The organism is Streptomyces sp. NPDC008137, assembly GCF_042957035.1.
Classification (GTDB): Bacteria; Actinomycetota; Actinomycetes; order Streptomycetales; family Streptomycetaceae; genus Streptomyces.
Map to the genome: position 1 here is coordinate 81216 of NZ_JBIBHN010000024.1, position 12073 is coordinate 93288.

Below are 12073 nucleotides of genomic sequence, written 5' to 3' on the forward strand. Positions count from 1 at the left end.
TCGTTTTGGGTGCGGCCTCCCCTGCCGAGTAGACTGCTGCAGTTGCTCGGCGAGGGAGGCCGTTTCCCGTGGTGGGATGCGGTGGTCCGTTATCGACGCGCTCTTCGTAGCAGGCCGTTCGTGGCCGGGTGACCACGTCCGTTCCTACTTCGAGGAGTGACTATGTCCGAGGTGAAGATCTCCGCCGCGACGCGCACCGAGTTCGGCAAGGGTGCCGCGCGCCGTATCCGTCGTGAGTCCAAGGTTCCGGGTGTCCTGTACGGGCACGGTTCGGACCCGCTGCACGTGACGCTGCCGGGCCACGACCTGCTGATGGCGCTGCGTACGCCGAACGTCCTGATCGCGCTGGACATCGACGGCAAGACCAAGGAGCTGGCGATTCCGAAGGCCGTGCAGCGTGACCCGCTGAAGGGCTTCCTGGAGCACGTCGACCTGCTGCTGGTGAAGAAGGGCGAGCAGGTCAACGTCGACATCTACGTCCACACCGAGGGTGAGCTGGCCCCGGGTGGCTTCCTGCTGGAGCACGTGCTGAACGCGCTGCCGGTCGAGGCCGAGGCCACGCACATCCCGGAGTCCGTGACGGTCTCCATCGAGGGTCTGTCGGCCGGTGACTCGATCCTGGCCAAGGACATCACGCTGCCGAAGGGCACCACGCTGGCCGTCGAGGAGGACACCGTCGTCCTTCAGGTCCTGGCCGCGCAGGCCGAGGAGGCCGCTGCGGGTGAAGAGGCCGAGGGCGAAGAGGCCGCTGAGGCCTGATCCTCTTCGTCGTCGTTTCGTCGGCCGCTGTTCCGGTGCGGAGCAGCGGCCGACGCGTATGAAGGAGACATGGACGTGACGACCGATGCCGCCGCTCCCTGGCTGATCGTGGGGCTGGGCAATCCGGGGCCGGAGTATGCGGGGAACCGGCACAACGTGGGTTTCATGGTGGCCGATCTGCTGGCGGATCGTGTCGGGGGGAGGTTCAAGCGGGCGGGGAAGGCGCAGGCGCAGGTGATCGAGGGTCGGATCGGGCCGCCTGGGCCGGCGAATCGCCGGGTGATTCTGGCGAAGCCGATGTCGTACATGAATCTGTCGGGCGGGCCGGTGAACGCGCTGCGGGACTTCTACAAGGTGCCGGTGGCGCATGTGGTGGCGATTCATGATGAGTTGGACATCGATTACGGGACGTTGCGGCTGAAGCTGGGCGGCGGGGACAACGGCCACAACGGGTTGAAGTCGATGACGAAGGCGTTCGGGGCGGATTATCACCGGGTGCGGTTCGGGATCGGGCGGCCGCCGGGGCGGATGCCGGTGGCGGACTTCGTGCTGAAGGACTTCTCGTCGGCGGAGCGCAAGGAGCTGGACTACTTCGTGGACCGGGCGGCGGACGCGGTGGAGTGTCTGGTGATCGAGGGTCTGGAGCGGGCGCAAGGTACGTACAACTCCTGACTTGTCACCCCGGGGAGTTGACCGGCCGTATGGGTATGGCCAATGATCCCGGCCATGCCCCCCACTGCCATCGCTTCTCGCCAGAGCTCTCGTGCCGTGCTGCGGTTCGGCCGGTTCGCGGCGATGGGTACGGTCGCCGCGCTGATCCTGATCGCGGGTGTGTGGGCGTCGTGGGGTACGGCGCAGCATGTGATGCTGACGAAGGGCCGGGAGCGCGGCACGGTCGATGTGACGCGGTGCGGGCCGGATGTGTGCACGGGTGCGTTCGCGCCGTTGTCGGAGGGTGCGCAGCCGCGGCCGAGGGTGGAGCTGGAGAAGTCGGTCGCCGTGGAGAGGGGCCGGACCTACACGGTGGTCCTGAAGCCGCACAGTGATCACGCGGTGCGTTCGGGTCCGGCGGGGATTCTGTACGCGTGGATTCCGCTGGGTGGTGCGCTGTTGCTGGCGTCGGTCGTGGTGGCGGGCGGGTTGTTGCGGACGCGGGTGGCGTGGGTGCTGGCGTTGTCGGGGTTCGCGCTGCTGACGGCGGCGTTTTTCGTCGTGTGAGGTCGGTGGCCGTCGGGTGATGCGGAGGTGCCCCCGGGTTCGTATGGATACGAACCCGGGGGCACCTTCGTTGGGTGGCTCAGCCGGTGCTCAGCCGGTGTTGCGCAGGCCCGCCGCCACGCCGTTGACGGTGAGGAGCAGGGCGCGGGCGAGCAGCGGGTCGGGCTCCTGGGCGGCGCCTACGGCGTCGCGCTGCCGCTTGAGCAGGGCGACCTGGAGGTAGGAGATGGGGTCGAGGTAGGCGTCGCGGATGGCGAAGGTCTGCTTGAGGACGGGCGCGGCGTCGAGGAGTTCCTCTTCGCCGGTCACGCGCAGTACCTCACGCACGGTGAGTTCGTGTTCGGCCTTGATGGTGTCGAAGACGTGCTTGAGCTCGTCGGGGACGAGGGTGTCGACGTAGTGCTGGGCGATCCGCAGGTCGGTCTTGGCGAGGGTCATCTCGACGTTGGAGATGAAGTTGCGGAAGAAGTGCCACTGCTGGTGCATCTCGTCGAGGACGGTGTCGAGGCCGGCTTCGCGCAGGGCCTTGAGGCCGGAGCCGACGCCGAACCAGCCGGGGACGATCTGCCGGGACTGGGTCCAGCCGAACACCCAGGGGATGGCGCGCAGGCCGTCGAGGGAGACGCCGGAGCCGGGGCGGCGGGAGGGCCGGGAGCCCAGGTGCAGGTCGGCGAGCTGGTCCACCGGCGTTGACGCGAGGAAGTACGTCGGCAGGTCGGGGTCCTCGACCAGGCGGCGGTAGGCGGCGTGGGCGGCGTCGGAGACGACGTCCATCGCGGCGTCCCAGCGGGCGAGTGCCTCGTCCGACTGGCGCGGGGCGGTGTGCAGGGCGGAGGCCTGGAGGGTGGCCGCGACGGTGAGTTCGAGGTTCTCCCGGGCCAGGGACGGGATGAGGTACTTGTCGGAGATGACCTCGCCCTGTTCGGTGACCTTGATCTCGCCTTCGAGGGTGCCCCAGGGCTGGGCGAGGATGGCGTCGTGGGTGGGGCCGCCGCCGCGGCCGACGGTGCCGCCGCGGCCGTGGAAGAGGCGCAGGCGTACGCCGTAGCGGTGGGCGACGTCGCGCAGGCGGCGCTGGGCGCGGTGGATCTCCCACTGGCTGGTGGTGATGCCGCCGAACTTGGAGGAGTCGGAGTAGCCGAGCATGACCTCCTGGACGTCCCCGCGCAGGGCGACGAGGCGCCGGTAGGAGGGGTCGGAGAGCATGTCCTCGAGGATGGTGTCGGCGGCCTTGAGCTCGTCGGTGGTCTCGAGCAGCGGCACGATGCCGATCTTGGCCCAGCCGGCGTGCAGGTCGATGAGGCCGGCTTCGCGTGCGAGGACGGCGGCGGCGAAGACGTCGTCGGCGCCCTGGCACATGGAGATGATGTAGGACTCGATGACCTCGGGTCCGAAGACCTCCAGGGCGCGCTTGACGGTGCCGAAGACGCCGAAGGTCTTCTCGCCGGGTGCGTCGACGGGGGCCGGGGTGGGGGCGAGCGGCCTGCGGGACCTGAGCTCCTTGGCGAGGAGCTTGGAGCGGTAGTCGCGGGGCATGTCGGCGTAGCGCCAGGATTCCTCGCCGAGCCGGTCGAAGAGCTGGCCGAGGGCGTGGTGGTGGGCGTCGGCGTGTTCGCGGACGTCCATGGTGGCGAGCTGGAGGCCGAAGGCGGCGAGGGTGCGGATGGTGCGGGCGAGGCGGCCGTCGGCGAAGAGGCCGCCGCGGTGCTCGCGCAGGGAGCGCTGGATGATCCGCAGGTCGTCGAGGAGTTCGCTGGTGCCGAGGTAGTCGCGGCCGTCGCGGTGGGCGGTGCCCTTGGCGAGGCGCTTCTTGGTGTTCTCCAGCTTCTGCCGGATGCAGGTGGCCTTGAGCCGGTAGGGCTCTTCGGCGTTGAGGCGCTTGTAGCGGGGGCTGATCTCGGGGAGGTTCTCCAGGTCGGTCTGGAGGGAGGTCAGCAGTTCCTCGGTGGCGCCGGCGTAGCGGATGGAGTTGGAGAGGAAGCCGCGGAGTTCGTCGATGGTCTCCAGGGCGTCGTTGATGCCGTGCTCGTGCTGGAGGATCAGGACGTCCCAGGTGACCTGTGGGGTGACGTTGGGGTTGCCGTCGCGGTCGCCGCCGATCCAGGTGCCGAAGGTGAGGGGGCGGGTGTCGTCGGGGAGCTTGACCCCGGCGCGCTCCAGCTCGGCGGTGAGGTCCTCCAGGACGTCGCCGACGGCGTTGGCGTGCAGCTCGTCGAGGTAGTAGATGGCGTTGCGGGCCTCGTCGGCGGGCTCGGGGCGCACCACGCGCAGTTCGTCGGTCTGCCAGACGAGGTCGATGTTCTCGGCCAGGCGGATGTCCAGGCGGCGCCGGTCGGACTCGATGACCGGGGTCTCCAGGAGCGCGGCGATGCGCCGGAGCTTGTTGAGGACCGAGCGGCGTGCGGCCTCGGTGGGGTGGGCCGTGAAGACGGGGCGGACGTTGAGGTTGGCGACCGTCTCGCGCAGGTGTTCGGGGTCGGCGTCCTTGAGCCGGTCGGCCGTACGGGCGAGGAGTCCGCCTTCGGCGGCGCGGCGGGCGCGCAGCTCGCGGCCGCGGTGGACCTGCTCGGTGACGTTGGCCAGGTGGAAGTAGGTGGAGAAGGCGCGGACCAGCTTGGCCGCGGTGTCGAGTTCGGTGCCGCGCAGCAGCTCGGCGGCGGCCTCGCCGTCCTCACGGGTGAGGCGGCGGACCTTCTCGACGAGTTCGAGCAGCTCGGGGCCCTCTTGGCGGACGAGGGTCTCGCCGAGCAGGTCGCCCAGCCGGCGGATGTCGGCACGCAGCTCGCTGCTCGTCGTCGTGGTCTGGTCGTCGGCACTGCTCACAGGTGCGGCTCCTTGCAGTGTTGAAGCTCGTCTGGGAGGGGAACCCGGACGGCGTCTCGCGCGGCGTGCGCCGCATACGGGCCGGACATCCGGGAAGAAATCAGAGCGGACCGCGCTGTCCGACCGACTCCAGGATAGGTGTCGGCGGGGACGCGCAGGCTTTCGGGCTCTTGCCGCCGGGCGGCGCACTGCCATACTTACGAAGCCGTAGGTTACGGAACCGTAGGAAGCAGCCGTACGGGTCCCCGTGCCCCGGCTACCCCCACTTCTCCTTCCACATACCCCCCAGGGGACGCGTATGACCAGTAGTTCCGACGTGATCGAGGACGCCCCCGAGACGCCCGGTCAGGCCACCGACGCCGCCGCCCCCTCCTCCGCCACGCTGGGCGGCGAGCAGAAGCGGTCCATCGAGCAGATCACCCTTCTCCTCTTCATCATCGTCCCGTTCGTCGCGGTGCTGGCGGCCGTGCCGCTGGCCTGGGGCTGGGGCGTGAGCTGGCTGGACATCGGCCTGCTGGTGTTCTTCTACTACCTGGGCTGCCACGGCATCACGATCGGCTTCCACCGGCACTTCACGCACGGCTCCTTCAAGGCCAAGCGGCCTTTGAAGATCGCGCTGGCCATCGCCGGCTCCATGGCGGTCGAGGGGCCCCTGGTGCGCTGGGTGGCCGACCACCGCAAGCACCACAAGTTCTCCGACGCGGAGGGCGACCCGCACTCGCCGTGGCGTTTCGGTGAGACCGTCCCGGCCCTGATGAAGGGCCTGTGGTGGGCGCACATCGGATGGATGTTCGACGAGGAGCAGACGCCGCAGGAGAAGTACGCCCCGGACCTGATCAAGGACAGGACGCTCCGGACGATCTCCCGCCAGTTCATCCTGTGGGCGGCCCTGTCCCTGGCGCTCCCGCCGCTGATCGGCGGTCTGGTCACGATGTCCTGGTGGGGCGCCTTCACGGCGTTCTTCTGGGGGTCGCTCGTCCGGGTGGCCCTGCTGCACCATGTGACGTGGTCGATCAACTCGATCTGCCACGCGGTCGGCAAGCGCCCCTTCAAGTCGCGCGACCGTTCGGGCAACGTGTGGTGGCTGGCAGTGCTGTCCTGCGGCGAGTCCTGGCACAACCTGCACCACGCCGACCCCACGTCCGCGCGGCACGGGGTGATGCGCGGCCAGCTGGACTCCTCCGCGCGGCTGATCCGCTGGTTCGAGATGGCCGGCTGGGCGTACGACGTGCGCTGGCCGTCACGCTCGCGTATCGATTCGCGCCGTAACGACGGGGAAGGCGGCTCCCGGCGCGGGAAGGAGCCCGTCGAGGCGGCATGATGGTCGCTGTGGCGACCGACTCGAGCAGCACCCCCAGCAATGACAAGCCGCGGCGCGTGCGTCGCACGCGGATGACCGGTGCCGAGCGCCGCCAACAGCTGCTGGAGATCGGTCGCACGCTCTTCGCCGCGAAGGGGTTCGAGGGCACGTCGGTGGAGGAGATCGCGGCGAAGGCCGGGGTCTCCAAGCCGGTGGTGTACGAGCACTTCGGCGGCAAGGAGGGGCTGTACGCGGTGGTCGTGGACCGCGAGATGCGGTGCCTGCTGGACATGGTGACGAGTTCACTCACGGCCGGTCACCCGCGCGAACTCTGCGAACAGGCGGCCTTCGCCCTCCTCGACTACATCGAGGAGTACACGGACGGCTTCCGCATCCTGGTCCGGGACTCCCCCATCCCCCAGTCGACGGGCTCCTTCGCCTCCCTGATCTCGGACATCGCCACCCAGGTGGAGGACATCCTCGGCAAGGAGTTCAAGAGCCGCGGCTTTGACCCCAAGCTGGCCCCCCTCTACGCCCAGGCCCTGGTCGGTATGGTCGCCCTGACCGGCCAGTGGTGGCTGGACGTACGCAAGCCGAAGAAGGCCGAGGTGGCCGCGCACCTGGTGAATCTGGCCTGGCACGGCCTGGACGGCATAGAGGCGAAGCCGCATTTGATAGGGCGCCGCAAGAGCTAGTGCATGACAGAACCTGAAGAAACGAATCACTAGATTACTCTTGTGACACCATGTGGCCATGACCGAGATCCCGATCAGCGCGGCCCGTTCCCAGCTCGGCGACCTGGTCCGGCGCGCGGCCCACAGCCGCGAGACCATCGCCATCACCGACCACGGCCATGTGGCCGCGCTGCTCGTGTCTCCCCAGGTGATAGAGGATCTCGAAGACGCCCTCGCGGTCGCGGACTATCAGCGGCGCAAGGCGGAGGGCACGCTCGGCGAGGGCACCTCACACGAAGAGGTCGGGCGCATGCTGGGGCTGCGTCCGTGACCTACCGCATCATCTGGGAGCCGAACGCCACGAACGCGGCCGTGCGCTTCCTCAAGGACGACCCCGTCGGCCTTGCCGCCGTCTACGAGGCCGTCGACGCACTCGCCGAAACGCCGCGTCCTTCTGGCTCCACCCCGTATGGCTGGGACTTCCGCCGACTCCGCGTCGGCGACTACCGCGTCCTCTACGCCATCGACGACGAGGTGATCCGCATTCTCATCACCCACGTCGGCCGCACGGCCTGAACCACCCCCTCACCCCCGTTTCCGGGCCACCGCGAAAACCCGGCGGAACGGAAACGGGGTGCCGTGCGGCCCCGCCGGATAGGCCTCGCGCAGGGCGGCTCCGTACTCCGCCTGGAACTCGGTCCGCGCCTCAGGCTCATCGGCGAGTGCCGTGAGAACGGGCCTGAGCCCGGTCCCCTGCACCCAGTCCAGCACCGGATCCCCGCCCTCCAGCAGATGGACGTACGTGGTCTCCCATACGTCGGCCACGCAGCCGAGGGACGTCAGGCGCTCCAGATAGGCCTCGGGCGCGAGGACGGCGTCGGCGTGGCGCAGGACGCCGGCGAGCCGGTCGCGCCAGCGCGGGGAACCGGCGATCTCGCGCATGAGCCGGTGGCTGGGGGCGTCGAAGTTCCCGGGCACCTGGAAGGCGAAGGTGCCGGCCGGTTTCAGCCCGGCCACCCAGTCGGCGAACCGCTCGGCATGCTCCGGCACCCACTGCAGCGTGGCGTTGCTGACGATCAGGTCGTACGGCTCGGCCGGCGCCCAGGTGCGTACGTCGGCGTGGGCGAAGTCGAGACGCCCCCCGCCCTCGGTGGGGCCCTGGTGATCGACGTGGGCCTTGTCGAGCATCTCGGGCGAGTTGTCGTAGCCGGTGATCCGGGCGGCCGGCCAGCGATCAGCGAGGAACCGCGTGACGTTTCCGGGTCCGCAGCCGAGGTCGGCGATGCGGGGGGCGCCGCCGGGCGGCTCGGGGACACGGGCGAGGAGGTCGGCGAAGGGACGGGCACGGTGGCCCGCGTGGCGGAGGTACTGGGCGGGGTCCCAGGTGGGGGCGGCAGCGGGCATGAACTCCTCCAGATGTCCAGCTGGGTGACCGTCAGGAACGCGGGGCGCACACCCACCGTGACAGCCGAAATATCTCGACGTCAAGAAAATTAACGTCAAGAGACTCTACGTCGACACAACCACTACACTGATCGTCATGGAGGACGAGGTCGACCGGCTGGTCGCAGCATGGCGCCGGGAGCGCCCGGACCTCGACGTGGAACCGCTCGAGGTGCTCAGCCGTGTGAGCAGACTGGCCCGGCATCTGGACCGGGCGCGTCGGCTGGCCTTCTCGGAGCACGGCCTGGAGCCATGGGAGTTCGACGTCCTGACGGCCCTGCGCCGCGCGGGCACGCCGTATCAGCTCTCGCCGGGGCAGCTCCTCACCCAGACGCTGGTCACGTCGGGCACGATGACGAACCGCATCGACCGCCTGGCGAAGAAGGGCCTGGTGGAACGCCTCCCCGACCCCAGCGACCGCCGAGGCGTCCTGGTCCGGCTGACGGACGAGGGCAGGGACCGCGCGGACCAGGCCCTTGCGGGACTGCTGGACCAGGAGCGCGCGATCCTCGCGGAACTCTCCCGGGCCCAGCGCGGCGAACTGGCGGGGCTGCTACGCCAGCTGACCGCCCCGTTCGACAACATCCCCGGCTAGGTCGACGGGCCCGACCCCGGCCCGCCGGGCCAGGGCGACGGCGGCGAGCGTGGAGTGCACGCCCAGCTTGCCCAGCACGTTCTGCATATGGGTCCGCACGGTGTGCGGCGACAGATACAGCCGCTCGGCGACGGCCTTCCGGCCCAGCCCGGCCACCATGCACCGCAGCACTTCCCGCTCCCGCGGCGTCAGCGACTCGACCAGCCGCTCGCTCTCGGTGCGGTGCTTGCGCGCGGCGGTGAGTTCCCGCAGTACGCCGGTCAGCAGGGCGGGCGGCAGATGGGTCTCGTCGCGCAGCACCCCGCGGATGACGGTCAGCAGCCGGGACAGCGAACAGTCCTTCGCCACCCACCCCGAGGCCCCGGCCTGCAGAGCGAGCGCCGCCCGCCGCGGGTCGTCCTTCTCGGCGAGCACGACGATCCGTACGTTCGGCTGCGCGGACCGCACGCCCGTGACGAGGGAGATCCCGTCGACGAGCCCGTCCTCATTGCCTTCCTGCACCGGCACGGCCGGCCGTATGCCCGGCACCATGCCGCCCAAATCGGCGTCCACGAGCAGCACGTCGAAGCGCCGCCCCTCGGCGACCGCCCGCTCCAGGCTGCGCAGCGCGGCGGGACCGCTGCCGGCCGCGGAGACGTCGACGTCGGGCTCGGCGGCCAGGGCCGCGGCGAGTGACTCGGCGAAGATGCGATGGTCGTCGACGACCAGGACTCGGATGCGAACCACGTAACCCCCTTCCCCAGGCTCCTGAGAGCAGGGGATTCCCCATCGTCGGAACACGACACCGCACGGGTACGACGCCGGAGTGCCCGGCCTCTGCGCCTGTTCATCCGTCTCGCAGCGGCCTGACCGGGTCGCCGCCGCCGCACGGCCGCCGCCGTGCAGAAACCGCTACCCCCACCCCGGGCGTCGTACCCGGCTGACTCGCCCCCTGATCGGCGCCGGCCCCCACCGGCACTGTTCATCAGGGTACGGGCGGGGGCCGGGAGCGGAAGGTTATTTGCAGAACTGACCGTCCAGCGCGTTTATGGTGTGCCGCATGTTCCGTCTTGAGACAGAAGTCGACAAGGCCCGACGTGATCTGCTCCGCACGCGCCTGCGGGAAGCGAACACAAACGCCTCTCCGATCCTGCGAGCCCTGCGCGGAACCCCGGACGAAAGGGACGTCCCGTTGCACGTGTGGGCTGTGAACGACGCGGACGACGCGCTGGCCGGCGGCCTCGTCGGCTACACCTGGGCGACCTGGCTCCACGTCACCTACCTCTGGGTCGACGAACACCACCGCGGCACGGGTCTCGGCTCGGCCCTGCTCCACGAGGCGGAACGAATCGCCTCCAAGGACCGCGGCTGCCTCTCGTCCCGCCTGGAGACCTGGGACTTCCAGGCGCCTCGCTTCTACGAGAAGCAGGGGTACGAGGTGGTGTGCGTAATCCCGGACTATCCGCCGGGGATCACGGAGTACTCGCTGACGAAGAGGCTGGGCTGAGGACCTCTCTGCCGTCGCGGATTCGGCCGTCGATAGCGTGGGTTCGCTTGAGTTATCCCCCCACATCATCAACGGGAGACACAGTGAACCGCCCCGCTCGGCTTGTGACGGCCGCGCTCACCGCATCCGCGGCCCTGCTGCTGACGGCCTGTGGCTCGGGGGGAGGTGACGAGTCGTCCTCCGACAAGATCGCGGGAGCGGATTCGGCTGAGAAGCCGTCAGCTTCGCCGTCGGTGTCCGCGCCGGCGGATGGGATCGATCGGCCAGTGATCAAGCTGCCCAGTGACATGAAGATGGTCTTCGAGGGACAGCAGCCGGGCGACGCTACGAAGGACGCGATTCTCGCGGACAATGAGCGGGCCGAGAGCACGGTGTGGCAGGCCATGGCGTCCGGTGACATGAAGAAGTCGGGCATAGCCTTCTACTACACGGACAACGCGATGGTCGGCGTCTACGAGTACGTGAAGGGCGCAATCGACAAGAAGACCAGTTGGGCCGGCACCCTTCGTTACTTCGACCGCAATGTGACGGTGTTCGACGACAAGAGGTCGGCGGCTTTGACGTACTGCGTCGACGAGAGCAAGGCGGACCTCAAGAACCGCGAGACGAACAAGATGCAGGGCACCAAGACCACGCCCAACAGCTACGTCTTCTACAACCTCGGCGTGAAGAAGAACGATGACGGTGTCTGGCAGACGTGGGATCTCACAGAGGACCGGGGGTCGCAGAAGTGCCAGCCCTGACGCGGTGCGTGGGGGGCTCGGCGCTCACTGGTCGGCCTCGGGACTCTTCCGGCTGCCGCTGGAGTGTTCGACAAAGTCGGGACCCGGCAGAGCAACACATCCGGTGTGTCCTCCGGCCCGGCCCTGGAATCCCACGTCAGCTTCAAGGTCCCGGGCGCCAAGGCGAAGGACAGTGGTCCGGTCACCTCCACCGCCGTGGACTGGGAGCCGTCGGCCTGCTGGTATGAGCCGTACTGGAAGGCCAAGGACTTCAAGACATTCAACGAGGCCAAGTGGTCGATGTACGAGTCCGCCGGTGGCGAGCCCGAGGGCATCGCGGACGTCCAAGCGCGCTACAAGAAGGGCCACCCCTACAAGGACTTCAACGTCGACAAGAACGACGAGGGCATGTGGTGGGTGGCCGTCAAGAACCCTGAGATGAAGGACGACCCGGCAGCCAGGACCTGCACACGGGACCCCTTCTGGGTGGACAACGGCAAGACCCCCGACGTCCCCCAGGCCATCGACCCCGAGACCCTCGCCGGGCTCGCGCACCAGCGAACGGTCGTACCCCCGACCAAGATCTCCCTGGCCCCGGACGGCAAGTCGACGGTGAACGCGCCGACCTGGATCTGGCTGGACAAGGGCGCTTTCAAGCCGGTCTCGGTCACGGCGAGTCTGCCCGGTACGGGGCTGTGGGCGACCACGACCGCCAAGTCGGTGAGTCTGCACATCGATCCGGGGACGGAGGACGCGGAGAGCCTGCCGGCGTCCGGGGAGTGCGGGATCAACGACGACGGTTCGATCGGCGAGCCGTACGCCAGGGGCAAGGCGGAGCTGACGCCTCCGTGCGGGGTGCGGTACCTGCGGTCGACAGGTGACGGCTCCTACCCCCTTGAGGCGACCCTCACCTGGGAGATCTCCTGGGAAGGCTCGGGCGGAACGGGTGGCGACCTGCCCAACGGCACGTTCGCCACGACGACGGACGTGCAGGTCCAGGAGTATCAGGCCGTCGACCGCTGACAGTTCCGAGAGCGGCCCCTGCCACCTGAG

Annotated in this window: 14 protein-coding genes; 11 read left to right on the top strand and 3 right to left on the bottom strand. The window is 69.1% G+C overall.

Annotated elements, in window-relative coordinates; all coding sequences use genetic code 11:
• Positions 1-162: 162 nt before the first annotated feature.
• From ACFZBT_RS29890 to ACFZBT_RS29900, 3 genes are all read left to right on the top strand, one after another.
• Complete coding sequence (locus tag ACFZBT_RS29890) at positions 163-759, top strand: 50S ribosomal protein L25/general stress protein Ctc (protein WP_391109890.1); 597 nt, start codon at positions 163-165, stop codon at positions 757-759.
• A gap of 69 nt (positions 760-828) precedes the next feature.
• Positions 829-1431, top strand: coding sequence for an aminoacyl-tRNA hydrolase (gene pth, locus ACFZBT_RS29895; RefSeq protein ID WP_391109893.1), 603 nt, complete (start codon positions 829-831; stop codon positions 1429-1431).
• Between the two features lie 42 nt (positions 1432-1473).
• Positions 1474-1977 carry a hypothetical protein gene (locus ACFZBT_RS29900; protein WP_391109896.1) on the top strand — a complete coding sequence of 168 codons (504 nt, stop codon included), beginning with the start codon at positions 1474-1476 and terminating at the stop codon, positions 1975-1977.
• Between the two features lie 90 nt (positions 1978-2067).
• On the opposite strand, the gene ppc is transcribed toward ACFZBT_RS29900, so the two are convergent.
• On the bottom strand, positions 2068-4800 hold the full coding sequence (gene ppc, locus ACFZBT_RS29905) for a phosphoenolpyruvate carboxylase (RefSeq protein WP_391109899.1): 2733 nt from the start codon (positions 4798-4800) through the stop codon (positions 2068-2070).
• Between the two features lie 298 nt (positions 4801-5098).
• On the opposite strand from ppc, the gene ACFZBT_RS29910 reads away from it, so the two are divergent.
• Genes ACFZBT_RS29910 through ACFZBT_RS29925 form a run of 4 tightly spaced genes read left to right on the top strand, consistent with a single transcriptional unit; the run spans position 5099 to position 7350 of the window.
• A complete protein-coding gene (locus tag ACFZBT_RS29910; protein ID WP_391109902.1) occupies positions 5099-6121 on the top strand; it encodes a fatty acid desaturase in 1023 nt (340 codons plus the stop codon).
• Positions 6118-6795, top strand: a complete 678-nt coding sequence (locus ACFZBT_RS29915; protein WP_328339654.1) for a TetR/AcrR family transcriptional regulator — start codon at positions 6118-6120, stop codon at positions 6793-6795. The genes ACFZBT_RS29910 and ACFZBT_RS29915 overlap by 4 nt, the downstream gene beginning before the upstream one ends.
• 58 nt (positions 6796-6853) lie before the next feature.
• The gene (locus ACFZBT_RS29920) at positions 6854-7105 is read left to right on the top strand and encodes a type II toxin-antitoxin system prevent-host-death family antitoxin (RefSeq protein WP_391109905.1); all 252 of its coding nucleotides are present in this window, start codon (positions 6854-6856) and stop codon (positions 7103-7105) included.
• Entirely contained in the window at positions 7102-7350 is a 249-nt protein-coding gene (locus ACFZBT_RS29925; protein ID WP_391109908.1) for a type II toxin-antitoxin system RelE/ParE family toxin, read from the top strand. Before ACFZBT_RS29920 ends, ACFZBT_RS29925 begins: the two co-directional genes overlap by 4 nt.
• Before the next feature lie 9 nt (positions 7351-7359).
• On the opposite strand, the gene ACFZBT_RS29930 is transcribed toward ACFZBT_RS29925, so the two are convergent.
• A complete protein-coding gene (locus ACFZBT_RS29930; protein WP_391109910.1) occupies positions 7360-8178 on the bottom strand; it encodes a trans-aconitate 2-methyltransferase in 819 nt (272 codons plus the stop codon).
• A 136-nt stretch (positions 8179-8314) separates the two neighbouring features.
• On the opposite strand from ACFZBT_RS29930, the gene tamR reads away from it, so the two are divergent.
• The gene (gene tamR, locus ACFZBT_RS29935) at positions 8315-8812 is read left to right on the top strand and encodes a MarR family transcriptional regulator TamR (RefSeq protein ID WP_030242768.1); all 498 of its coding nucleotides are present in this window, start codon (positions 8315-8317) and stop codon (positions 8810-8812) included.
• Here the strand turns inward: tamR and ACFZBT_RS29940 are convergent.
• Complete coding sequence (locus ACFZBT_RS29940; RefSeq protein WP_382576742.1) at positions 8771-9538, bottom strand: LuxR C-terminal-related transcriptional regulator; 768 nt, start codon at positions 9536-9538, stop codon at positions 8771-8773. The genes tamR and ACFZBT_RS29940 overlap by 42 nt on opposite strands.
• Positions 9539-9839: 301 nt before the next feature.
• On the opposite strand from ACFZBT_RS29940, the gene ACFZBT_RS29945 reads away from it, so the two are divergent.
• From ACFZBT_RS29945 to ACFZBT_RS29955, 3 genes are all read left to right on the top strand, one after another.
• A complete protein-coding gene (locus ACFZBT_RS29945) occupies positions 9840-10298 on the top strand; it encodes a GNAT family N-acetyltransferase (protein WP_391109915.1) in 459 nt (152 codons plus the stop codon).
• Between the two features lie 287 nt (positions 10299-10585).
• The gene (locus ACFZBT_RS29950; protein ID WP_391109918.1) at positions 10586-11041 is read left to right on the top strand and encodes a hypothetical protein; all 456 of its coding nucleotides are present in this window, start codon (positions 10586-10588) and stop codon (positions 11039-11041) included.
• Between the two features lie 105 nt (positions 11042-11146).
• Positions 11147-12043: a hypothetical protein gene (locus ACFZBT_RS29955; protein WP_391109920.1), complete on the top strand. Its 897-nt coding sequence runs from the start codon at positions 11147-11149 to the stop codon at positions 12041-12043.
• The last annotated feature ends 30 nt before the right edge of the window (positions 12044-12073 follow it).